The 21,716-nt window shown below is 59.6% G+C and carries 21 protein-coding genes and 1 pseudogene; 11 read left to right on the forward strand and 11 right to left on the reverse strand.

Annotated elements, in window-relative coordinates:
- Position 1: 1 nt before the first annotated feature.
- From ACR3ES_RS12370 to mazG, 4 genes are all read right to left on the reverse strand, one after another.
- Positions 2–451, reverse strand: a complete 450-nt coding sequence (locus tag ACR3ES_RS12370) for a GNAT family N-acetyltransferase (protein WP_170434446.1) — start codon at positions 449–451, stop codon at positions 2–4.
- Positions 448–960 carry a GrpB family protein gene (locus tag ACR3ES_RS12375; protein ID WP_170434444.1) on the reverse strand — a complete coding sequence of 171 codons (513 nt, stop codon included), beginning with the start codon at positions 958–960 and terminating at the stop codon, positions 448–450. Before ACR3ES_RS12375 ends, ACR3ES_RS12370 begins: the two co-directional genes overlap by 4 nt.
- A complete protein-coding gene (locus ACR3ES_RS12380; protein WP_170434442.1) occupies positions 957–1,898 on the reverse strand; it encodes a nucleoside hydrolase in 942 nt (313 codons plus the stop codon). The genes ACR3ES_RS12375 and ACR3ES_RS12380 overlap by 4 nt, the downstream gene beginning before the upstream one ends.
- Positions 1,899–1,961: 63 nt before the next feature.
- Positions 1,962–2,819 carry a nucleoside triphosphate pyrophosphohydrolase gene (gene mazG / locus ACR3ES_RS12385; RefSeq protein WP_170434439.1) on the reverse strand — a complete coding sequence of 286 codons (858 nt, stop codon included), beginning with the start codon at positions 2,817–2,819 and terminating at the stop codon, positions 1,962–1,964.
- 66 nt (positions 2,820–2,885) lie between these two features.
- Between mazG and ACR3ES_RS12390 the strand changes: the two genes are divergently transcribed.
- From ACR3ES_RS12390 to ACR3ES_RS12400, 3 genes are all read left to right on the forward strand, one after another.
- The gene (locus ACR3ES_RS12390) at positions 2,886–4,049 is read left to right on the forward strand and encodes a M20 aminoacylase family protein (RefSeq protein ID WP_170434438.1); all 1,164 of its coding nucleotides are present in this window, start codon (positions 2,886–2,888) and stop codon (positions 4,047–4,049) included.
- 229 nt (positions 4,050–4,278) lie between these two features.
- Entirely contained in the window at positions 4,279–5,226 is a 948-nt protein-coding gene (speB, locus tag ACR3ES_RS12395; protein ID WP_170434436.1) for an agmatinase, read from the forward strand.
- A 69-nt stretch (positions 5,227–5,295) separates the two neighbouring features.
- Complete coding sequence (locus ACR3ES_RS12400) at positions 5,296–5,694, forward strand: DUF1499 domain-containing protein (RefSeq protein ID WP_170434498.1); 399 nt, start codon at positions 5,296–5,298, stop codon at positions 5,692–5,694.
- Here ACR3ES_RS12400 and ACR3ES_RS12405 read toward each other — a convergent pair.
- The gene (locus tag ACR3ES_RS12405; RefSeq protein ID WP_170434434.1) at positions 5,641–5,928 is read right to left on the reverse strand and encodes a hypothetical protein; all 288 of its coding nucleotides are present in this window, start codon (positions 5,926–5,928) and stop codon (positions 5,641–5,643) included. The two genes, ACR3ES_RS12400 and ACR3ES_RS12405, sit on opposite strands and share 54 nt — an antisense overlap.
- Positions 5,929–5,991: 63 nt before the next feature.
- Between ACR3ES_RS12405 and prfA the strand changes: the two genes are divergently transcribed.
- From prfA to ACR3ES_RS12420, 3 genes are all read left to right on the forward strand, one after another.
- Positions 5,992–7,047 carry a peptide chain release factor 1 gene (gene prfA / locus ACR3ES_RS12410; protein WP_170434496.1) on the forward strand — a complete coding sequence of 352 codons (1,056 nt, stop codon included), beginning with the start codon at positions 5,992–5,994 and terminating at the stop codon, positions 7,045–7,047.
- Positions 7,044–7,889 (forward strand): peptide chain release factor N(5)-glutamine methyltransferase, encoded by an 846-nt coding sequence (prmC, locus tag ACR3ES_RS12415; RefSeq protein WP_170434433.1) that lies wholly within the window; start codon positions 7,044–7,046, stop codon positions 7,887–7,889. The genes prfA and prmC overlap by 4 nt, the downstream gene beginning before the upstream one ends.
- Positions 7,890–8,129: 240 nt before the next feature.
- Positions 8,130–8,723 carry a DUF4167 domain-containing protein gene (locus ACR3ES_RS12420; RefSeq protein ID WP_170434431.1) on the forward strand — a complete coding sequence of 198 codons (594 nt, stop codon included), beginning with the start codon at positions 8,130–8,132 and terminating at the stop codon, positions 8,721–8,723.
- Positions 8,724–8,791: 68 nt separating this feature from the next.
- Here ACR3ES_RS12420 and rsmA read toward each other — a convergent pair whose 3' ends face one another.
- Genes rsmA through lptG form a run of 5 tightly spaced genes read right to left on the reverse strand, consistent with a single transcriptional unit; the run spans position 8,792 to position 15,096 of the window.
- Positions 8,792–9,634 (reverse strand): 16S rRNA (adenine(1518)-N(6)/adenine(1519)-N(6))-dimethyltransferase RsmA, encoded by an 843-nt coding sequence (gene rsmA / locus ACR3ES_RS12425; RefSeq protein ID WP_170434429.1) that lies wholly within the window; start codon positions 9,632–9,634, stop codon positions 8,792–8,794.
- Complete coding sequence (pdxA, locus tag ACR3ES_RS12430; protein ID WP_170434427.1) at positions 9,631–10,596, reverse strand: 4-hydroxythreonine-4-phosphate dehydrogenase PdxA; 966 nt, start codon at positions 10,594–10,596, stop codon at positions 9,631–9,633. The genes rsmA and pdxA overlap by 4 nt, the downstream gene beginning before the upstream one ends.
- Positions 10,593–11,846 carry a peptidylprolyl isomerase gene (locus tag ACR3ES_RS12435; protein ID WP_170434425.1) on the reverse strand — a complete coding sequence of 418 codons (1,254 nt, stop codon included), beginning with the start codon at positions 11,844–11,846 and terminating at the stop codon, positions 10,593–10,595. Before ACR3ES_RS12435 ends, pdxA begins: the two co-directional genes overlap by 4 nt.
- Positions 11,837–13,996, reverse strand: a complete 2,160-nt coding sequence (locus ACR3ES_RS12440; protein WP_170434423.1) for an LPS assembly protein LptD — start codon at positions 13,994–13,996, stop codon at positions 11,837–11,839. Before ACR3ES_RS12440 ends, ACR3ES_RS12435 begins: the two co-directional genes overlap by 10 nt.
- Complete coding sequence (lptG, locus tag ACR3ES_RS12445; protein ID WP_170434421.1) at positions 13,996–15,096, reverse strand: LPS export ABC transporter permease LptG; 1,101 nt, start codon at positions 15,094–15,096, stop codon at positions 13,996–13,998. Before lptG ends, ACR3ES_RS12440 begins: the two co-directional genes overlap by 1 nt.
- 229 nt (positions 15,097–15,325) lie before the next feature.
- Between lptG and ACR3ES_RS12450 the strand changes: the two genes are divergently transcribed.
- The 5 genes from ACR3ES_RS12450 (at position 15,326) to ACR3ES_RS12470 (ending at position 21,302) form a co-directional block, all read left to right on the forward strand.
- Positions 15,326–16,792 (forward strand): leucyl aminopeptidase, encoded by a 1,467-nt coding sequence (locus ACR3ES_RS12450; RefSeq protein ID WP_170434419.1) that lies wholly within the window; start codon positions 15,326–15,328, stop codon positions 16,790–16,792.
- Between the two features lie 4 nt (positions 16,793–16,796).
- The gene (locus tag ACR3ES_RS12455) at positions 16,797–17,255 is read left to right on the forward strand and encodes a DNA polymerase III subunit chi (protein ID WP_170434417.1); all 459 of its coding nucleotides are present in this window, start codon (positions 16,797–16,799) and stop codon (positions 17,253–17,255) included.
- A 36-nt stretch (positions 17,256–17,291) separates the two neighbouring features.
- On the forward strand, positions 17,292–18,338 hold the full coding sequence (locus tag ACR3ES_RS12460) for an aldo/keto reductase (RefSeq protein ID WP_170434415.1): 1,047 nt from the start codon (positions 17,292–17,294) through the stop codon (positions 18,336–18,338).
- Positions 18,339–18,738: 400 nt separating this feature from the next.
- Positions 18,739–20,001, forward strand: coding sequence for a S8 family serine peptidase (locus tag ACR3ES_RS12465; RefSeq protein ID WP_480425415.1), 1,263 nt, complete (start codon positions 18,739–18,741; stop codon positions 19,999–20,001).
- A gap of 44 nt (positions 20,002–20,045) precedes the next feature.
- Positions 20,046–21,302 (forward strand): S8 family serine peptidase, encoded by a 1,257-nt coding sequence (locus ACR3ES_RS12470; protein WP_480634717.1) that lies wholly within the window; start codon positions 20,046–20,048, stop codon positions 21,300–21,302.
- 255 nt (positions 21,303–21,557) lie between these two features.
- Here ACR3ES_RS12470 and ACR3ES_RS12475 read toward each other — a convergent pair.
- Positions 21,558–21,656, reverse strand: a pseudogene (locus tag ACR3ES_RS12475) (transposase domain-containing protein); the annotation flags it as partial.
- Positions 21,657–21,716: the final 60 nt, after the last annotated feature.

The following is a 21,716-nucleotide window of genomic DNA, read 5'->3' on the forward strand; positions in this document are numbered from 1 at the left end:
GTCAGAGCACCTTGCTCATCAACATATACCGCTCACGCGCCTTGAAGCCCGTTCGCAGATACAGCTTTAGCGCGGCCTCACTCGTGCGGTCGACCTCAAGATGCAGGGCGGTCAGGCCAGCCCCGGCCAGGGCCTTGGGCAGCTCCAGCAGAACCTCGGTCGCGATGCCCCGGCCACGCACGGCGGGCCGGATGTAGATCTCGTCAATGAATCCATCCATGCCGCCAAATTCGACCGACCAGCCGAATGTCAGGATGATGTAACCCAGCGGCGCGCGCCCGGGACCGATCAGGTAAATGCACCCCTGCGGAATACCGTCCAGCAGAGGCGCCAGCGCGTTGCGGCGTTTCTCGTCATCTTGTTCGATCCCGGATTCCGCGTGGAAGGCCGAGACCAACGCCATCAGGCGATCAATGTCGTCGGGGCGGGCGAGGCGGAGTGCGGCGGTCATATCTTGTTTTCCATTGCATCAGCCTCTGCACGGGCAATCCAACTCGACTTGCAATCGCCATAGGCGTGATAGTCGTCGGGATGAAGACGCGCGCAGCGCTGTTTTTCTGCGGCATATGCAGCGCGCAGTTTCGGGCTGGCCCGAATAGCGTCCCTGAAGGCCAGATGACGGACGATGTCCAACGATCCTTCCACGTAGCAATGGGCCTGAAACAGGCGCTGACCCGTGGCCGGATCATCAAGGCGTATATACCGGCGACCGGGCAGCCCGAACTCGCCTAGCCACTCATAACCGAGCGTTTCCAGCCCGGGGCGCGCCGCGTCTAGCCGGGACATATCGGTGAAGACCGGCAACAGATCAATCACCGGCTTGGCGATCAGGTCGGGAACCGAGGTTGATCCAATATGGTGAATGGTCAAGAGACCGGGCAGATCAAGGCTGAACCAGCGATCAATCTCGGCGCTGGCCCTGTCGGACCAAGCGGGGTCTGGCGGGCCGAGAAGGCTCATAGCCGCGCCAGCCTTTCTGTCAGCAGGTCGAAGAAACCGTGAGCATCCACATCCCCTATGAACATGGCATTTGGTGCGCGGTTCGTGACCCCCCACCAGTCGGCCACTGTCATACCCAAGGTCAAATCGGATTGGGTCTCGATCTCGACGTTGATATGGCGGCCCGAGAACAGGTCCGGTTGGATCAGATAGGCGGTCACGCAGGGGTCGTGCAGCGGCGCGCCGTCCGAGCCGTATTTCTCTTTGTCGAAGCGCTCGAAAAAGTCAGTCATCTCAGCGACCGCATGACCGACCTTGCTGTCCAATGCCCTAAACGCATCGTTGCGATGTGGCGTGACCAGCGCGTCATGGGTCACGTCCAGCGGCATAACCACAATATGAACACCGGATTTAAATACAATATCAGCGGCTTCCGGATCGACATAAATGTTGAATTCCGCTGCCGGAGTGATGTTTCCAACCTCGAAATACGCCCCGCCCATCAGGATGATTTCCTGAACCCGGTCAATAATATCTGGGGCCTTGAGGAAGGCGGTGGCGATGTTGGTCAGCGGCCCAATCGGGCAGAGCGTCACCGTGCCCGGCTCATGCGCGCGCAGAGCTTCGATGATGAAATCAACCGCGTGACCCTCGGCCAGCGGCATTTGCGGATCGGGAAGCACGGGACCATCAAGCCCGGTTTTGCCGTGCACATGCTCAGCTGTGACCAGTGGCCGCTTCAGGGGGCGGTCGCACCCGGCATAGACGGGGATATCGGTATGACCGGCCAACTCGCAGACAATGCGCGCATTTTTGGCGGTCAGTTCCAGCGGGACATTCCCGGCGACGGCTGTGAGGCCCAGAACTTCGATCTCTTCGGGGCTGGCAAGTGCCAACAGGATGGCGACCGCATCGTCCTGTCCGGGATCGGTGTCGATGATAATCTTGCGCGCGGTCATGGCGGGTCTCCGGAGTATTGAGGGGCGGACACTGGCAAGTGCCGCCGGGCTTGTCCAGCGCTTTCAGGCGTCGGCAGGTGTGTCCACAGGCGGGAGTTTGCCGTTGGCACGATGTTCCTCGGTCTTAACCTCGTCCCACAGCGCGTCCATTTCCTGCAGCGTGCTGTCAGACGGGGTTTTGCCCTTATCGGCCAGCCGCGCCTCGACCTTTGCAAAGCGGCGGGTGAACTTGGCGTTTGTCCGGCGCAGCGCCGCCTCGGGCTCGATGCCCAGATGCCGACCCAGATTGACCATCACAAACAACAGATCGCCGAATTCATCCTCGAGCGCGTCCGCGTCCTTGCTGTCGCGCGCCTCCTCCAACTCGGCGGCCTCTTCAGTGATCTTGGCCAGTACATGGCTGGCATCCGGCCAATCAAAGCCGACACGCGCAGCCCGCTTTTGCAGTTTATGCGCGCGCAGCAGGGCTGGCAGGTTCGGTGCCACACCGTCCAGCGCGCCTTTCTGTTCCTTGCCCGCCCGTTCGGCGGCCTTGACGGTCTCCCAATCCAGCGTCTGCTGTTCGGCAGATTTGTCGCGCGATTCATCGCCAAAGACATGCGGATGGCGCGAAACCATTTTGTCGGACATGGTGCGCACAACGTCCTGAAAGGCGAAATGCCCGGCCTCTTCGGCCATTTGCGCGTGGAACACGGACTGAAACAACAGATCGCCCAATTCGCCCTTCAGCTCGTCCCAGGCCTGCCGCTCGATTGCGTCGGCGACCTCATAGGCTTCCTCGATCGTGTAGGGCGCGATGGTGCCGAAATCCTGTTCGATATCCCAGGGACAGCCCGTTTCGGGATCGCGCAGGCGGCGCATGATTTCCAGCAGCCGTTCGATGCCGGCGTCGGAATCGTGGATCAGCGGATTTTCAGCCATTGCGAAGCCCCTTGTTCCAGTGTCAGATGCATCCATCCCGCAGCTTGGATCAGGAGTCCACCCCATATGCCCGTTGTGAACCGTATTGCTGACTTTGCCGCCGATATGGCCACCTGGCGCCGGCATCTGCACACGATCCCGGAACTGGAATTCGAATGCCATGAGACAGCGGCCTTTGTGGCGGATCGTCTGCGCGAGTTCGGTGTGGACGAAATGCATCAGGGGATCGCCAAAACCGGCATCGTGGCGATCATAAACGGGCAGGGCGATGGACCGACCATTGGCTTGCGCGCGGACATGGATGGCTTGCCGATTCCCGAAGAGACCGGGGTGGCGTATGCCTCTAAAAACCCGGGTATGATGCATGCCTGCGGTCATGACGGGCACACAACGATGCTGCTAGGTGCGGCGCGGTATCTGGCCGAGACCCGCAACTTCCGAGGCCGTGTAGCCCTGATCTTTCAGCCCGCTGAAGAAGAAGGCGGCGGAGCCGATATCATGGTGAAGGAAGGCATCATGGAGCGGTTCGGGATCTCCGAGGTGTATGCCCTGCACAACAATCCAGGCAATCCCGAAGGCGCGTTTCACACCACGCCCGGCCCGATCATGGCGGCGGTGGACACGTTCGAGATCAACATTCAGGGACGGGGCGGGCACGGCGCGATGCCGCATCAGACCCGCGATCCGGTGATGGCGGCCTGCGGGATCGCGCAGGCCATTCAGACCATTGTCAGCCGCAACCACTATGCGGTTGACGATCTGGTGGTCTCGGTCACGCAAATTCACACCGGCACGGTCAACAATGTGATCCCGGACACGGCCTATATGAACGGCACCGTGCGTACCTTTGATCCGGCGGTGCAGAAAATGGTGATGGAGCGGATGGCGCAGATCGTTGCGGGGCAGGCAGCGTCTTACGGGGTTGAGGCCACGCTCGATTATCAAGTGGGCTATCCGGCGACGATCAATGACGCCGAAAAGACCGTTTTTGCAGCAAATGTGGCGCGCGAGGTGTCCGGTGAGGATCGTGTTTTCGAGAACATGAGCCGGGATATGGGCGCCGAGGATTTTTCGTACATGCTGCAGGCCCGCCCCGGCGCCTATCTGTTTCTGGGGCAGGGCGAGACGGCGGGGCTGCACCATCCGAAGTACAACTTCAACGACGAGATCGCGCCTGTGGGCGCATCGTTTTTCGCGCGGATCGTCGAACAGGCGCAGCCTCTGGGCTGACTGGGGAAAGGTATGGCACTTGAAGCCTCGGAAAACCATGTGGACGAGGTGATATGGCTTGCGAGACTGTCAAAATCCCGACTTTTCGCGATACAAATCATCCACTTTTTTGGCCGACGCAAACTGACGCAAGATGATGGATCACGTTGGACGTAAGGTTTTAACCTTTGGTTAGCCATACATCCGCTATGGCTGGGGCGGGGATCAAACGGGATGGGATTAAAAGGGCATGACTGAGTTCAATCAACCGATCGGCGGCAATGATCTGGCGCGGTTTTCCGGACCCAATACGTTCATGCGCCTGCCGCAGATGGACTCTCTGGCCGGTCTGGATGTGGCCGTTCTGGGGATTCCGATGGATATCGGCACGTCCTGGCGGTCTGGCACGCGGTTTGGACCAAAGCAAATTCGCAGTGAAAGCGCGATGATCCGGCCCTACAATATGGCGACCTTCGCGGCCCCGTTCGACAGCCTTCAGATCGCTGATATTGGGGATCTGGCGATCAATACGTTTTCCCTGCCTGACAGCCTGAAAATCATCAAGGAAAGCTATGACGCCATACTCGCGCAGGGTGTTGTTCCGGTTGCAATGGGCGGGGATCATTCGATTACCCTGCCGATCCTGCGGGCGATTGCGGCCAAGCACGGGCCCGTGGCGTTGGTGCATGTGGACGCGCATGCGGATGTCAACGATGAGATGTTTGGCGAGAAAGAAACCCACGGCACCGTGTTTCGCCGCGCGTTTGAGGAAGGCCTGATTGTCCCGGACAAGACCTTTCAGATCGGCATCCGGGGGTCGGGTTATGCGGCGTCGGATTTTACCGAAGCCAAGGACTGGGGATTCCGCCAATTTCCCGCATGGGAGCTTTGGCAGCAGAACCTCACCATGGTTGGGTCGCAAATCCGCAAGGATATCGGGGATCATCCGGTCTATGTGACCTATGACATCGACAGTCTGGACCCGGCCTTTGCGCCGGGGACGGGAACACCCGAAATCGGTGGGCTGACTACGCCCCAGGCGTTGCAACTGATCCATTCGCTGGGCGGGATCAATGTTGTGGGGTGTGATCTGGTTGAAGTCTCCCCGCCTTATGATCCTTCTGGCAATACGGCGCTGACCGCTGCGAATCTGTTGTTCGAACTTCTGTGTATTCTGCCCGGTGTGACCTCACGATAAACGCCGATTATGCGGGTTGTCCCGCCGGGGGTTCCCTCTAGCTTCAGAGTGATAGGAGACAGGCGGATGATGAAAGTGGTTTTGGGTGTACTGGTTGGCCTCGTCGTTTTGCTGGGTGCCTATATCCGGCTCGCGCCCTCTGATCCCGCCCGCTGGCACGTCGTCACGCAGATTGAGGCAGACAGGGACATGACGGGCGGTGTCATGCGGGTGCTGGAAACCGGGCCGCAGGGTCTGGCGCAATTTGATGCGATTGCGCGTGCGGCCCCGCGGACCAGCATTCTGGCGGGGTCCGTGGACGAGGGGATGATCACCTACATCACACGTACGCCGGTGATGGGATTCCCCGACTATACAACCGTTTGGCAGGACGGCGATACCCTGCGCATTCACGGGCGCCTGCGGTTCGGAGGATCAGATTTTGGGGTAAACAGAACCCGCGTCGACGGGTGGCTTGCTCTGCTTTAGGTTCGAAGACAGGCATCCTTCCTGCACCTCGCGCCACATCGGCACATTCAGCGACATCTGACACTGCGCCGTGAACATGCGGCCATCGACCTGCAGGCAGATCATCTCGCCCAATTCGACGCGCGTGCCGGATTTATCGGTACAATAGCAATCCTGAACCTTGCCTCCGGGGCCGACGACATCGGCCAGGGTGGGCGTTGCAAACAGGGCGAAAACCAGAATAAACCGCTTCATGCCCGGCAGCTTAGCACAGCGCGAGGCCTTGACCAACGCCCCTGGATGATAGACACCCCCGGCATGATCCCAGAAGAACGCCTTGAGCAAATCACGCAACGATTTCAGTACCTCGAAGCCGCCATGGCCGATGGCGCCTCGGGCGGTGACATTGCGGCCTTGGCCAAGGAGTATTCGGACCTCAAGCCGGTTGTCGATCAGATCATGACATGGCGGCAACTGGTGGCTGATCTGGACGAGGCGCAGGCGATGCTGGCCGATCCGGATATGAAGGAACTGGCCGAGGAAGAAATCCCCGACCTTCAGGCCCGCATCCCCGAGGCCGAGCATGCGCTGCAACTGGCGCTCTTGCCCCGGGACGCGGCGGATGCGCGCCCTGCTATGCTGGAAATCCGGCCCGGAACCGGCGGGGATGAGGCGGCACTGTTCGCAGGCGATCTGTTGCGTATGTATCAGCGCTATAGCGAGGCGCGCGGGTGGAAATTTGAGATCATCGAGGAACAGGCTTCGGATCTGGGTGGTATCAAAGAGGTTGTAGCCCATATCAAGGGAGACAATGTCTTTGCGCGGATGAAATACGAATCCGGCGTTCACCGCGTACAGCGGGTGCCGGAAACGGAAAGCGGTGGACGCATCCACACATCGGCCGCGACGGTGGCGGTTCTGCCCGAGGCCGAAGATGTCGACATTCAGATCGACGCAAATGATCTGCGGATTGATACGATGCGCTCTTCGGGGGCAGGGGGCCAGCACGTTAATACCACGGATTCGGCGGTGCGGATCACGCACCTGCCCAGTGGTATCGTTGTGACCAGCTCGGAAAAATCGCAACACCGCAATCGCGAGATCGCCATGCAGGTGCTGAAAACGCGCCTGTATGATCTGGAACGCCAGCGTATTGACAGTGAGCGGTCTGCGGACCGGGCCAGTCAGGTGGGGTCGGGCGACCGGTCCGAGCGCATTCGGACCTACAACTTCCCGCAGGGCCGCATGACCGATCACCGGATCAACCTCACGCTATACAAGCTGGATCAGGTGATGCAGGGCGATCTGGACGAGGTGATCGACGCGCTGACCGCCGATAGTCAGGCGCGGCTGCTGGCCGAGATGGCCCAATGATCGGCGCACCAACGGCTGCTCAGGCCATGGCTGCTGCAACCGCGCGGTTGCGCGCCGCAGGGGTGGCTGACCCGGCCCGTGATGCGCGTCTGTTGTTGGCGCACGCCGCACGGATCGAGGCCAGCCGGGTCACCCTGATCGCGCCGGAGGAGTTGTCCCCGGACATTGCAGAACGCTATGATCAGCTGATCGCACTGCGCGCCATCCGGGTGCCGGTGTCGCATCTGTTGGGCGAACGCGAATTTTATGGCCGGGGCTTTCGCGTCAGCCGCGACGTTCTGGACCCGCGCCCCGAAACCGAAGCACTGATCGAAGCAGCTCTGAGCCAACCGTTCGATCACGTGCTGGATCTTGGGGTCGGATCGGGCTGCATCTTGATCACGCTGCTTGCCGAACGGGCCAGCGCCTCGGGCGTCGGCGTGGATCTGAGCGAGGCGGCGTGTTTGCAGGCCAGTGCCAATGCCGTGCAGCACACTGTGCAGGACAGGACCGAGATCCGGCAATCGAACTGGTTCGATAACGTCGAGGGCATGTTTGATCTGATTGTCTCGAACCCGCCTTACATTTCGCGGGCGGAAATGGATGCGCTGTCGCCCGAAGTGCGCGAGCATGAACCGCGGCTGGCGTTGACGGATGAGGGCGACGGGCTGGGGGCCTATCGCCATATTGCCGCCGCGGTGCCGGATTTTCTGCTGCCCGGCGGGCGTCTTCTGGTTGAGATCGGCCCGACGCAGGCCAAATCTGTCACCGCATTGTTCGATGCGGCGGGGCTTGCAGACAGTCTGGTGATCCCTGACCTGGATGGGCGGGATCGGGTCGTCGGGGCAAGAATGCCGGGATAAATCCACAAACTGAGGCCAAAAAGCGCCGATCTTTGTAAAAAACCTGCGAAATTACCCAGAATCCCCTTGTCTGCCCGCGCAGGACATGTTTACTCATGGGTAGTCGGCGAGGTTGACGCTGTTCCAGCGCGCCCCTGACGCCAAGCCCAAAATAGTCGACAACATTGTGCGGCAAAAGCCTCAGAGCAGTGCAAAGTACGGGTTGATCGATAGCGAATTGACAAGGCTGACATAAAGTAGATGAGATCTTCCAAATCCCGCTCGCGGTCCAAGAACAACCGCAATCGTCCTTCTGGCGGTAACGTCGTAAACCGGGTTTTTGACAGCTCGGGTCCGGAAGGAAAAGTGCGTGGCACGCCACAGCAAATCATTGATAAATACAACCAGCTTGCACGCGACGCACAGCTGTCAAACGACCGCGTCGCGGCCGAGAATTTCCAGCAGCATGCCGAGCATTACCTGCGCATGTTGAGCGAAGCGCAGCGCGAGATCGAAGCGCGCCGCGAAGAGCAGGATCGGCAAAACCGCGAGCGGCAGGCCGAACGCGACCGCGAACGCGCCGAACGGCAGGAACGTGAAGCCGCGCGTCAGGCGGATCCCGCCGAAGCGCCGCAGCCGGATGTTCTGGACTTTGGGTCAGAGGCGGCGACAACACCGGGATCCGGGCTTGTCGAGACCCCGGAAAGCCAGGGCGCAGAACCTGCGGCAGCCGAGGCAGGCGAGCGTAAGGAAAAGCCGGCCCGCAGGCCACGTACGCGCAAGCCCAAGGCCGCACCTGCCGCACCGGAAGACGCTGCCAGCGGCGATGGGGATGCGCCCGAGGCCGCCGAGTAAATCTTTGGCAAATTTTAGTGCGTGTTGAAACCCCGGCCACTGAGTCGGGGTTTTGATTATCTGACGTCTCAGGATTGTCGCACTTGCTGGCTGAGTGCGCAGAACGCTTCGAGTGAAATCTGTTCGGCGCGATCGGTCGGTTTGATCCCGGCTGCAAGCAAACGGTCTTCGATATCCGGAGCGACGCCTTTCAACGCGGCACGCAGCATTTTTCGGCGCTGGTTGAAGGCAGCGGCGACAACGCGAGACAGGGTGGCTGCATTGGCGGGAAAGCGTGGTTCGGGTAGTGCGGTCAGGTGGACCACGGCGCTTGAGACTTTGGGTGGGGGCGTGAAGGCACCGGGTGGCAGCGACATGGCGATGCGCGCCTCGGCCCGCCATTGAGCCAGGATGGCGAGGCGGCCATAGGCTTTGTTGCCGGGTTGGGCGACGATGCGCTCGGCCACCTCACGCTGGAACATCAGGGTCAGGCTTTGCCAGAAGGGCGGCCATTCGGGTGGGGTCAGCCAACGGACCAGAAGCTCGGTGCCCACGTTATAGGGCAGGTTTGCTGCAACGCGGATCGGGGGGGTTAGGTGTTCCAGCGGATTGATTTCCAACGCGTCGCCGTTGATCACTTCAAGCTGGCCGGGATAGGCGGCGGCAATATCGTTCAGCGCGGCGATACAGCGCGTGTCTTTTTCCACCGCGACCACCTTGCGCGCGCCCTCGGACAACAGCCCACGGGTCAGGCCGCCGGGGCCGGGGCCGATTTCCAGCACGTCACATTGGGTTAGGTCGCCTGCCTGGCGCGCGATCTTGGCGGTCAGGTTGAGGTCCAGCAGAAAGTTCTGGCCAAGCGACTTGCGGGCCGAAAGCTGATGTCTTGCAATGACCTCGCGCAGCGGCGGCAGCCCGTCGATACCGCTCATGACCGCGACGCCATTTTCTGCGCCAGTTTCAGGGCTTCGATCATACTGGTTGGGTTGGCGACACCTTGCCCGGCGATGTCAAGCGCGGTGCCGTGATCGGGCGAGGTGCGAATAAACGGCAAGCCCAGTGTCACGTTCACGCCCAGGTCGAAATCCAGTGTTTTGATTGGGATAAGCGCCTGATCGTGATACATCGCAATCGCCGCATCGTACCGCGCGCGGGCGGCGGCATGAAACAGAGTGTCCGCCGGATGCGGACCGGTGACCGTGAACGTGTCCCCGTTGAACTCGGCCAGCATAGGGGCAATCCAGTCCATCTCTTCCGAGCCCATTTTTCCGCCTTCACCGGCATGGGGGTTCAGACCGGCAACGGCGATCCGGGGGTGTTCGACGCCGAACTGTCTGCGCAGACCTTCTGCGGTTATCGCGATGGTTTGGCTCAGCAGGTCCGGCGTTAACTCGGACGGGACACGAGACAGGGGGATGTGAATGGTTGCCGGAACCACCCGCAACTGGTCGCTGGCCAGCATCATCACCACCCGGTCACACCCGGCGAGCATGCCTAGAAACTCGGTATGGCCGGGAAAGGCGAATCCGGTCCCGTCGATCAGCGCCTTTTTGTGGATCGGCGCCGTACACAGCGCAGAGGCTGCGCCGGATTTCACCAGCGCCACGCCGCGTTCGATCGCGTCAATCACCGACGGTGCGTTGGCCGGATCAGGCTGGCCCGGAACGTTTCGGGCGGCAAAGTCCAGGTGCAGCACAGGAAGGGCGCTGGGGCTGACCGCCAGCGCCTCTGAGGTATCGGTGATGTGTTGCGTTGGCGTGCCGTCCGGCAAATGAGCCGCATCGCCGATGTAAAAAAACGGGCAGTTGCCCCGCAGTTGCGCCCACGCCTTGGCTGCGATTTCCGGGCCTATTCCAGCCGGTTCCCCGCAGCTGAGCGCGATCGGAGCGGTCATTGCTCGATGATAGTTGCGTCAGCCCGCAGCTGTTCCAGAAGGCTCTCTGAAAACGCCTGGAGCCGCTGCTGTGTCAGTGCATTGGCGACATCCACGCGCGATGTATCCTCACCCAGATCGCGGGTGCGGTTGCACAGCATAAGGAACATCAGCGTCTGACCGTTGTTGCGCGTCAGCGTTGTCGACACCTCATTGGGATCGAGCTTGGCAAGTTCCACCGCGATATCGCGTGGGATTTCAGATGGGCTGGCCTCGATGCGTTCCAGCACTTCCGGTGGCTGGTTCTGGGCAATGCCATACAGGTCGTCACAGGTGTCGATATCCTCCCTGAGGCGTGCCGCGTCAGCGAGTGTTTCGGCGCTGCGCCCCCCGGGCAGGTAATAGATGGCGTAGTCGATATTCGAGAAACGCGGGGCACTGGTTGCGACCTCGCGCAGCCCGCGCAGCTGAAACAGGGCGACGGCGTTGGGTAGGGTGATCGGATCGGTGATTTCACCATTCTGCAAGCCCAGGATCACCGGCTGCAACGCGGGCGGCAGACTGGTGATATTGAGCCACTCCAGACGCCCGCCATTGTCGCGCGTTGCGGCTGCCGAGTATTGCGCAGCGGCGGAAGAAAACGCGTCAAACCCTTGGAGCTGTGAAATCTCTTCGGCCAGTAATTCGGTCTGTGCCAAAGTTTGCGGGTTCACCGGAATGATGATTTCAGACAGCAGAACCTGCAAACCACTTCCTCCGGCCTGACCCAGTGCGCGGTTGATTTCATCGTCGGTGGGTCTAGCCTGTGACAGGAAACGGGCGCTGATGTAATCCCGCCAGGACAATTGATCGGCCACATAGTCGCGAACGGTTTCCGGGTCGACGCCCTCGTTATTGAGCAGTTGCAGGAATTGTTCGGTGCTCAGTTGGCCGCGGCTGGCAAACTCGTCGATGCCCAGCTGCACATCCTCGGGTGCGGCCTGAATACCGGCATCTCGCATGGCCTGTTTGCGCAGGCGGTCGTCGATCAGGGCTTGCCGAACGTCCTCTTGCGACCCGCCGGGCAGGCCCAAGGCGTTGATGAATTGCTGGCGTTGTTCCAACTCGTACCACGTCACGATATCCTGGTTCACGCGGATCGCCGGTGAAAACAGGCTTTGCGCAAACACCTGCGTACCAGTGAGAACCAAGACTGCGGCGGTAAGGGCCGGTGCGACCGGTTTGGACCAACCGGAACGAAGAAACCTGATGAAACCTGATATCAACTGCATGCTCTCTTGTACTTCTTGCCGCCGCCATCGATGGCATATCCCGTCAGCGCAAGGGTAAAGCCGAATTCTGTCGTAGGCTCAATAGTGGATGTCGATGTAAAACGCCGACTGACCGTCATGCCAATCTGAACACATTCATTCTGGTAGGTCACGCCGAGACCAAGCCGGATAGGTTCGGATTCGCTCAGATCATACCGCGCGTCGGCCCGGGTCAGCCAGTTCCGGTCGATCTGATACCGACCGCGCAGCCAGATCTCGGAAATCTCCCCATCGTTTTCGGCCGGGTCTTCCTCCTGCCAGATATAGCTGCCGATCAAGCCCGAGCCGTCTTGGTTCCACTCACCGCGAACCTCGGCCTTGGCAAAGCTGAATTCGCCATCAATCAGGCCGCGTCCGGCCAGCGACCAGCCGTTTGCCGTCCTTAGCTGTCCGGCCAACAGCAGGTCCGAGGACGTGCCTTGCAGACCCGACGTTAGCGTAAAATCCGGGTCGGCGTCGGCTCGAAAGACTTGCCCGATGGTTGCCAACGCCTGCCAACCACCGGCGCCGTAGCGCGCCCAGTTCATACCGATGACAGCCGTTGGGCCATCTTCCCTCCGATCTTCAGCGGGGAAACGCGACAATGACAGCAAGTTACCCTGATCAAACTCCTGAAAGGTGCTTTCGTCAATCGGGACATCCGTGTCCGACACATGCGTCCAGCCAAATTGCGCTATGGGTTCAAGAAACTGTGTCGCGCCGGATTTTTCACGCCGTGTCATCGGGTATCGCAAGGTCAGGGCGACCCGAGGGGTCGACCGCGTGACTTGATCCGGAAATTCGCTGTCATGCCGAATGTTAAATGTGTCCACGGAGGCACCGAATTGAGCGTCTGCCCGCAGACCGGATGCAAATGTCCAGCTGCGCAGCCATTCCGCGTCAAAGGTCGCGCGTGCGACATCCCGACCCACGATGTCTTCGTCACTGGTGCGCTCATGAGCGTGGGTGACAAGACTCAAGCGAACTTCACCGCCTAACCTGCCGGGAAAAAACCGCTTTTGATAGTTGAGATCAAAAACGCGTGACGGGATTTCATCCTGGTTCTCACTGTCACGCAATGTCTTGTAGTAAATCAGGCTGGTTCTGAACGCGGTATCGCGCTTGATGCGTTCCAATGCGATTTCGCTGCGCAGGCGATCCCGATCCGGCAGGCCATAGTCGACCAGATAGGCGTCATCCGACGTGGTCTGAAGGTTGAAGGTCAGCCGGTAGTCGTTTTTCAGGTTGAACCAGCCATTGGCAAACAGATACCCGCGATCTTGATCCGCTTGCTGGTCGTCCCGGGTGAAGGCACCTTCAATCTCGATGCGACCGTTTACAAAGGCCTGGCGATACCGATAGCCCAGCGTCCGGGTTTTGGGCGAGATATACGGCGTCAGTGTCAGATCTCTGTGATCGCCCATTTTGATGAAATAGGGGACCTGAACGCCTGTGCCCAGTTGCGAGGTGGTGCGGATCGAGGGCGCAAGAAAACCGGTGGCGCGTTCCAGGGTCGGATCAGGCAGGCGCAGATACGGGAAGTAAAAAACCGGATAGTCGAGAACACGCAGTTGCGCGCCTTCAAAATACAATTGGCGTTCGAGTTGATCATGTGTGACCTTGCGGGCTCTGATTTGCCACAATGGCGGTTTTCCATCGGCGCAGACATAGCAGGATGTGGCGGATACTTTGCTGAATTGTGTGTATCTTCCGCCGGCCCGTTTGCCTTGGACAGAAGCGATCTGAACCTGCTGGTCGAACACCAATCGTGCGCCTGTCAGCAACCCGTTTTGCAGGCCGCTATCCAGGGCTGCCGCGTCTGCCAACACGGTAGAGCGCCCACCCTGATCGATACGAATAGGCCCGTCCAGCGTCAGTTGCCCCGTATCGCGATCATAGACCACCCGCTGCGCGGTTAACTTTACGTCGCCCTGAAACGCCTCGACATTGCCTTCGGCCACCAGCGTTCGTTCGGGCGTGATAAAAACCTTATCGGCCACCAACAGGGCCGGCTGATCCTGTTCGGTGCCGTTTTGGCTGCTACTTTGAACAGGTGCAGTCTGTGCCGACAGAGCAATCGGCAGGGCTAACGTTAGGACGCCCGTTAGCAAATAAACGGCGATGCCGCGCATCAACCGTCCTCCGCGTGCAACAATAACCCCAGCGACAGGAGAATTGCCGCGAAGGGCGGGGCCCAGGCGGCGACATAGATGGGCAATTGTCCGTTTTCTCCGAGAATCTGCGCAAAGTTGCGCACGAAATAAATTGCAAAGCCCAGCAGGACAGCCGTCAACACGGCGATGCCGGTGCCGCCGAACCGGACATGGCGCATGGTGAAAGCGGCGCCGATCAAAACCATCGAGACCAGAAACAGCGGACGCGCTAGCTGAACCTGCAGCCAGACCTCATATTGCTTGGTCGAAAAGCCGGCCTCGCGCAGGTCGCGGATCAGCTGTGGCAGGTCATACACCGAAACCGAGTCCTGCTGACCCAACGTATCCAGAATACGCTCGCGCGTCAGCGTAGTCGGCAGGTCAAGCTGCTGATGTCGCACCGAGGTGGTCTCGGGATTGACGCCGTCCACAAAGGTCCAGACCTTGGCTTCGGTCAGCACCCACTTGCCGTCTTCCAATTCGGCCCGGTCGGCAATGATCTGTTGCGTCGGCTTGCCCTCGGTTGAGAAGGCGATGATCGTCACATCGGTCAGCCGCAATCCGTCGCCATTCCCGGTGCCCTTTGCATGAATAACGGATTGCCCGGCATCCGAGCCTTGTCTGAGCCACAGACCCTCGCCGCTGATGGACAGCGCGGAACTGCCATCGTTGCGCAGCACATCCGACAGGCGCTGATACTCTTCGGATGTTGCGGCAGCGATCGGGTTCAGCAGCGCCACGGCCAGCGCGCCGATCGCCAAAGCCAGCAGCACAGGCGCCACAAGGGCCCGGATGCCGGACCGCCCGATTGCGCGTGTAACCACAAGTTCCGAACTGCGGGCCAATCCGATGAACAGGGCGATTGTCGACAGGATGATCAGCAAAGGCAGCATTTCGCTGATGGCGGCCGGCGTATTCAGCAGCGTCAGGTGCAGCAAACGACCAAAGGACAGATTGATGTCATTGAACCGGCGTACCTGTTCGATCAGGTCAATCAGAATCATCAATGTCAGGAACACGCCGCCAATGACCAGAAAGCTCTGCAAGAAACGGCGGGCAAAGTAGCGGTCCAGGATCACGAAGCTATCCCCGCAGGGCTTGCGTAGCGGGGGTTCAGGCCAGATTCGTCCCCGCATGTGATCATGCGCGACGGCCTATGCCTGCCGTATAGTGCCACTTCATTCTCCCCCGAGCCCGCCGGTCATTTTTTCGAGACCTTAATGCAATTGAGAAGCGGGGAAAACTGCTATCTGGTCAAGCCGGGCGGTGCGGGCTAGGTCTTGGGGAACAGAATTTGAGGAGTTTGCAATGAGCAGTCTGGTACCGATCCGTTTTGAGGCTTTTGATGTGGACGCCATGGCGCAGGCCAAGGGGCGGGTGGCCATCATTATCCCATCGGACGGCAAGATGAATCCTGCGGCGCGGCGGGCCAACCGGCTGACGCGGGGTGCGGTGGCGCGGCTGGTCGAGAGCGAGAAATTCGGCAAGGCCAAAACCGGCGACGTGATCTCGATGGCATGGCCGGGCGGTATGGCGGCCGAGGCTCTGGACGTATTGATTCTGTCGCGCAGACCGGGCGCTGGCGAGGCGCGCAAGGCTGGCGCGGCGCTGGCCAAACTGTCCGGCGGCAAGGACATGCTGGTGATGGCGGGCAATCAGGTTCGGTGCGAGGATCTGGCCCTTGGGATTGCGCTGCGGACGTATGAGTTCGACGCGCACAAGACTAAGGAAAACGATGGCGCAAGCACCGTCACCATCAGCCATTCCAAACATGCGGATGTCGAGGCCGCATTTGAGCCGCTGTATGGGATAGCCGACGGGGTTCGCATGACGCGGGACCTGACGAACGAGCCCGCAAATGTTCTCACCACAACCGAATTTGCCGACCGCTTGGTCGAAATGAAATCTCTGGGCCTTGAAGTCGAGGTGCTGGATGAGGACAAGCTGGCCGAGCTGGGCATGCGGACACTGCTGAGTGTGGGGCAGGGATCGGACAGCCCCTCTAAGGTTGTTGTCATGCATTGGAAGGGCGGCGACAAGGACGATGCGCCGCTTGCTCTGGTCGGTAAGGGGGTGGTGTTCGATACCGGTGGCATCTCGCTGAAACCTGCTGGTGGCATGGAGGACATGACCATGGACATGGGCGGTGCAGGCGTTGTGGCTGGCACGATGCGGGCGTTGGCTAAGCGCAAAGCCAAGGCCAATGTTGTGGGTCTTGTGGGCCTGGTCGAGAACATGCCCTCGGGCAACGCGACCCGTCCGGGCGACGTGGTGAAATCGATGAAGGGCGACACGGTCGAGATCATCAATACCGACGCCGAAGGACGGTTGGTGCTGTGCGATGTGATGTGGTACGCGCAAGAGCGGTTCGAACCCGTTGGCATGATCGATCTTGCCACGCTGACCGGCGCGATCATCATCGGTTTGGGGCATGAGAATGCCGGGGTGTTTTCGAACAACGACACGTTTTGCGACGCGTTTCTGAAATCGGCCAAGGCCGAAGACGAGGGCGCATGGCGGATGCCGCTGGGCGAGGCCTATGACAAGCAACTCAAGTCGCGCATCGCGGATGTGAAGAACGTCGGCGGACGGCCCGCCGGGTCCATCACCGCCGCGCAGTTCCTGCAGCGGTTCGTCAAGGATGAGACGCCCTGGATTCATCTGGACATCGCTGGCGTCGCCTCGGTGTCGTCGGAAACCTCCTATGCGCCAAAAGGGGCGACCGGGTGGGGTGTGCGCGCGCTGAGCCGGTTTGTACAGGACAATTTCGAGTAATCGCATGGGTGCCGTCTATTTCTACCACCTGACCCGTCAGCCGTTGGAGCGGACGCTGCCGGTGCTACTGGACAAGGCGCGTCAGGCCGGGTGGCGGATTGCCGTGCGGGGCACCGATCCCGCGCGGCTGGACTGGCTGGATGAGAAACTTTGGCTGGTGCCGGAGGACGGGTTCCTGCCACACGGTGTTGCGGGCGGGGCGCACGATGCGGTGCAACCGATCTTGCTGACCACCGAATTGAAGGCAGCCAACCAGCCATCCTGCGTCATGGCGGTGGATGGTGCCCCCGTCGAGCCCCGCGAAGTGGACACGCTGGAGCGGGTATGCATCCTGTTCGATGGAAACGATGATCAGGCCGTCAGCCACGCGCGCAGCCAATGGAAAGATCTGACAGGTGCCGGGTGTTCGGCCCAATACTGGTCCGAGGAATCGGGGCGGTGGGAAAAGAAAGCCGAGGCGTAAGAACTCGGTTTGAATTGCATTTCAGGAGAGTGACAGATGGAAATGAAGCCTTTGGGCCGCACCGGGATCATGGTGTCGGACCTGTGTCTCGGAACGATGACCTTCGGCACCCAAACGTCGGAAGCCGACGCGCATAAACAGATGGATCTGGCGTTGGAGGCTGGAATTAATTTTGTGGATGCGGCCGAGATGTACCCGGTGAACCCGATCTCGAAAGAAACCATTGGGCGCACCGAAGAAATCCTGGGCAACTGGAACGCGGCCAATCGGTCGCGCCGGGGAGACTATGTGCTGGCGACCAAACATTCCGGGGCAGGGTTCTCGCATGTGCGGGACGGCGCGCCGATTTCCGGCCAGACAATCCCCGAAGCCATCGAAGGTTCTCTGCGCCGCCTTCAAACAGAGTGTATCGATCTCTACCAGTTCCATTGGCCCAACCGGGGCAGTTACATGTTTCGGCAGAACTGGAACTATTCGCCATCCGGGCACAATACAAACGAGGTGCTGGACAATATGCAGGACTGCCTTGAGGCCCTGCAGGCTCAGGTGGACAAAGGGAACATCCGGGCCTTTGGCCTGTCGAACGAAAGTGCCTGGGGCACGGCGCAGTGGGTGCGGATTGCCGAGCAGATGGGCGCGCCTCGGGTGGCCTCGGTGCAGAATGAGTATTCGCTGCTGTGCCGCCACTTCGACACGGACATGGCTGAATTGAGCGTGCATGAGAATGTTGGTCTGATGGCGTTTTCACCGCTGGCAGCGGGATTTCTGACCGGAAAGTATCAGGATGACGCGGTTCCGGATGGCTCACGCATGTCTCTGGCGCCCGAGATGGGAGGCCGCAAATCCGGTCGCGTATTTGACGCAGTCGCGGCCTATCTGGATGTCGCCGCACGGAACGGGTTGGACCCCGTTCACATGGCGATCGCCTGGTGCCGAACCCGGCCTTTCATGTTGTCGGCGATATTCGGGGCCACTTCGGTGGCGCAGCTGGAGCATATTCTGGCTGGGGTAGACCTGGAGTTGTCCAAGGAAGTGCTGACAGAGATCAGCACCGCGCACCGCACACACCCGATGCCGTTTTAGGGGCTCTGCCCCCGCCGCGCTTTGCGCTAGACCGGATCGAATTATTTTGGATTTCGGACCGCCTTAATTTGGATTGATCCGGCTTCAATCATTCGGTCTTTCCATCTGGGTTGAGGTGGTGAAGCTCCTGCCACTGATCTCATGGCGTGCGCAGGCCGCACCATAGCCGATGTCTATTCAAACATAGGATCGGAGTATTTCACAATACAGTAACTGGGTTCTAAAGTTGGGCAGGAAACGAATGGCCCGCCCACCGAATGATCGGTCAGCAATCCTCAATATCCGCAATACATTCAGCCTGTTACTTGCGAGCCGGGTGGGTCGGGCGGTTCATCGGTATCAACGGCGCGCGGTCGCAACCGAGCAGTTACAATCTAACAGCTAAAGAATAGCAATCATCATGCGCCTGTTTAAGACGTTAGCCCTGACCACGACGGCCATTGTCACCTTTGCCACCTCCGTCGCGGCGAGTATCTACTCGGATCAACTCACCTCCTATTCAAATCAACAGGCCTTGCAATTCCTCGTCAGTGAGCATGCGCGCGATCCATCAACCTTCGAGGATGCACGCAAGTACATCCTCCTGAGCCGACCAGCGATTATGGAGGACTACCTCAACCAAACCTTAGACCGGGCACCAGACACCCGTAGTTTTTCTCTTTCGGAGCTAAGCACAGGGGAGACCTTCGGAATTGGCTCGATCGCCCTTGGGCTCGCCGCAGTTGGGCTCGCAGCTTCTCTCGCAGGCGGTGGTGGTGGAGACTCTGAGACAGGTCCCGGCCCAAATCCAGGCACCGGTATTCCAAACCCAGGTCCCAGCCCATCACCTTCTCCAAACCCCAGTCCAAATCCAAGCCCAGGTCCCGGCACTCCAAACCCGGGCCCCAACCCAGGTCCCGGTCCCAACCCAGGCCCCGGTCCCAACCCAGGCCCCGGTCCGGACAATCCCGCTTTCTTCCGGACCGAAGAATTCAACGCAAACTATGCTCTGTCTCTGATTGGAGCCGATGAAAAATACGCTCAAGGCTGGCGAGGACAAGGTGTAAAGATTGCAATCCTGGACACGGGCATTGATGTCGAAAGTCCAGAATTCGCTAACCTTCCAAACGTCGCCAATAAAATCGACTTTGAGAACAGCCACTCCTATGTCGGCGACCCCGGCGATATTTCTGAACCTGACGGTCATGGCCGTTCCGGTCATGGCACGCATGTTGCCAACATCGCTGCAGGCAGGAAAAACGGTCAAGGCCTGCACGGCGTTGCCTTTGACTCTGAGCTTGTCATCTTCAATGGAATTCATCCGACGACGACGATTAGAATTATGTGGCCTGATGCCATAAACCGCGCAATCGCGGCCGATGCGCATGTCATGAACAACAGCTGGGGTCAGGACAAAATTGTCGATGGTATGGTCGTCGATAGGACAATCACTGAGTTTACAACTCAATCTTCGGACGAAAATCGCGCTTCGCTCCAAGATTTTCTAGGACCCGCAACCATCACCGCCCTGAATAGAGCCAAATCCGAAGACTTGATGATCGTTTTTGCTGCAGGCAACAGCGGCCTGCCCGAGGTCGGACTCTATGCAGGCATTCCAGTTGTCCTGCCCGAGTATAAGGACCACTTCATCGCCGTCGTCGCAGTGGATGAAGACAAAAAATAGCGGACTTCAGCCCGGCTTGGTCCTCCAACCGCTGTGGCCTCGCAATGCACTTTTGCCTCGCAGCGCCGGGCGTAGATATCATGAGATTCCCTCATGACAACGGCAACGGCTTCACTCGTTTGGACGGAACGTCCTTCGCCGCCCCATACGTCACTGGAGCCTATGCCGTATTGAAGAGCCAGTGGCCAGAACTGACCGCCCCCGTAATCGCTGAGATTATGTTCGCGGCAGCCGAAGATCTCGGTGAGCCGGGTGTAGACGAGGTCTACGGGCAGGGTCTCCTTAATCTGGCCAACGCCATGCTTCCTATGGGTGAGCTTGTTGTCTACCAGGGGAACACCATCGAGGGCGAAGTGATCCCTCTCGCCGAAACGGGCATCGTCGCCAGCGGCGCCCTGGCGCCAGCCCTCAACCAGGCCCTCGCAGGGCAGACCCTGATGGTTGCAGATGCGTATACGCGCGGATTTGAGCTTGCTGCCAGTGCCCTGGTCTCCGAACTCAAGGCGCCAAGACCCCGCCTTGCGATCACAAGGGAAACAAAGGTCAGCGACAGCCTCACACTCATGCGTTCAGATCACGGAACAGGTCTCCGTTTTGATGGGGATGTGTTCTCCTATGAGATAACTCTCGGCGACATAGATCCAGACGCAGATCCATTTGGACAGCTTCTGACAGAAGACTACTCATTCAGGCACAAGTTTGAACTCACACAAGCGCTGGCCCTTATTACTGACCACGCGGTCGGATCATCCACGGGCTCCTTCTCAAGGACCAGCATAGGGCTTGAAGCAAAAGACAAAGATGGGTCAGGCCTTTCTGCCCAGTTCGGCCTCATAGAAGAAAACGGCACAGTCCTTGGATCCCGCTTTATGGGAGCCGCGGGTCAGGGCGGACGCAGCTCTACCTCATTCTTGGAAATATCCGGATCTGTTGCGGTCGGGCAGGGCACACTCCTGACGGTATCGGGCACGCAAAGCAGGACAGATTTCAAACAGGCAGGCCTGGTCACTGGCGGCAAAAGTCTGACGGGGCGTGCCGGCAGCGTCTCAATCAGCAAGAAACGCTTTCTCGGCAGCCCAGGCACGATGCGCTTGTCGATATCCAGTCCGCTCCAGATCTCCTCTGGTGAGATTTCAATCGACCTCCCCCCGGGACAGGGTTGCAGCAGTGGCCGGTCAGGAAAGCGCGGGCGTGACAAGAAGCTCTCAAACTGTGCAGATTACATCTTCAGTGCGGCCGATAGATATTGGCCTGACCTATCAGCTTGCTTCAGAAGCGCCCGGACCGGAAATTCTGTTTAACGCGGGATATCGCGCACAAGGCGGTGACCCCAATCCCTACATTGGATTTGCCCTCAGTCACAGGTTTTGAGCCGCACGGGCAGATGTTTCGGCCACTTCATCTGCCGAGAGAGCTGCGCAGTGCATAGCGCACCAGATGCACGATGCAGGTCTGAACCAGGGCCTCAGGGACGGCGGAGAACAGCAGCCGGTACATGCATTGGGCCGCTGAGATTTCTGCGTCATTTTCAAGATAAAGTGAAGGCGGTGCACCGATTACAGGTCTGTGGCGTAATTCCAGGGCATCAGGCTGCTGATGTTGGACTGTTTATGCCCGTTTGCGATAGCGGTCAGTGTTTGGGTGAGCCAGGCACGGCCATTGGTTAGAACGTAATGCAGGGCGGAACGTCGAACTGATGTGGTTGACTGGGCAAC

Source organism: Ruegeria sp. B1, assembly GCF_056535885.1.

Excerpts from the sequence above, each read along its gene's own strand:
- ACR3ES_RS12450 (WP_170434419.1), top strand. The coding sequence starts at position 15,326 with ATGAGCAGTCTGGTACCGATCCGTTTTGAGGCTTTTGATGTGGACGCC.
- ACR3ES_RS12370 (WP_170434446.1), bottom strand. The coding sequence starts at position 451 with ATGACCGCCGCACTCCGCCTCGCCCGCCCCGACGACATTGATCGCCTG.
- ACR3ES_RS12435 (WP_170434425.1), bottom strand. The coding sequence starts at position 11,846 with ATGCAGTTGATATCAGGTTTCATCAGGTTTCTTCGTTCCGGTTGGTCC.
- ACR3ES_RS12470 (WP_480634717.1), top strand. The coding sequence starts at position 20,046 with ATGCACTTTTGCCTCGCAGCGCCGGGCGTAGATATCATGAGATTCCCT.
- speB (WP_170434436.1), top strand. The coding sequence starts at position 4,279 with ATGACTGAGTTCAATCAACCGATCGGCGGCAATGATCTGGCGCGGTTT.
- ACR3ES_RS12455 (WP_170434417.1), top strand. The coding sequence starts at position 16,797 with ATGGGTGCCGTCTATTTCTACCACCTGACCCGTCAGCCGTTGGAGCGG.
- ACR3ES_RS12380 (WP_170434442.1), bottom strand. The coding sequence starts at position 1,898 with ATGACCGCGCGCAAGATTATCATCGACACCGATCCCGGACAGGACGAT.
- ACR3ES_RS12465 (WP_480425415.1), top strand. The coding sequence starts at position 18,739 with ATGCGCCTGTTTAAGACGTTAGCCCTGACCACGACGGCCATTGTCACC.
- ACR3ES_RS12420 (WP_170434431.1), top strand. The coding sequence starts at position 8,130 with ATGAGATCTTCCAAATCCCGCTCGCGGTCCAAGAACAACCGCAATCGT.
- mazG (WP_170434439.1), bottom strand. The coding sequence starts at position 2,819 with ATGGCTGAAAATCCGCTGATCCACGATTCCGACGCCGGCATCGAACGG.
- ACR3ES_RS12375 (WP_170434444.1), bottom strand. The coding sequence starts at position 960 with ATGAGCCTTCTCGGCCCGCCAGACCCCGCTTGGTCCGACAGGGCCAGC.
- ACR3ES_RS12460 (WP_170434415.1), top strand. The coding sequence starts at position 17,292 with ATGGAAATGAAGCCTTTGGGCCGCACCGGGATCATGGTGTCGGACCTG.
- pdxA (WP_170434427.1), bottom strand. The coding sequence starts at position 10,596 with ATGACCGCTCCGATCGCGCTCAGCTGCGGGGAACCGGCTGGAATAGGC.
- ACR3ES_RS12400 (WP_170434498.1), top strand. The coding sequence starts at position 5,296 with ATGAAAGTGGTTTTGGGTGTACTGGTTGGCCTCGTCGTTTTGCTGGGT.
- prmC (WP_170434433.1), top strand. The coding sequence starts at position 7,044 with ATGATCGGCGCACCAACGGCTGCTCAGGCCATGGCTGCTGCAACCGCG.
- rsmA (WP_170434429.1), bottom strand. The coding sequence starts at position 9,634 with ATGAGCGGTATCGACGGGCTGCCGCCGCTGCGCGAGGTCATTGCAAGA.
- ACR3ES_RS12440 (WP_170434423.1), bottom strand. The coding sequence starts at position 13,996 with ATGCGCGGCATCGCCGTTTATTTGCTAACGGGCGTCCTAACGTTAGCC.
- ACR3ES_RS12390 (WP_170434438.1), top strand. The coding sequence starts at position 2,886 with ATGCCCGTTGTGAACCGTATTGCTGACTTTGCCGCCGATATGGCCACC.
- prfA (WP_170434496.1), top strand. The coding sequence starts at position 5,992 with ATGATCCCAGAAGAACGCCTTGAGCAAATCACGCAACGATTTCAGTAC.
- ACR3ES_RS12405 (WP_170434434.1), bottom strand. The coding sequence starts at position 5,928 with ATGAAGCGGTTTATTCTGGTTTTCGCCCTGTTTGCAACGCCCACCCTG.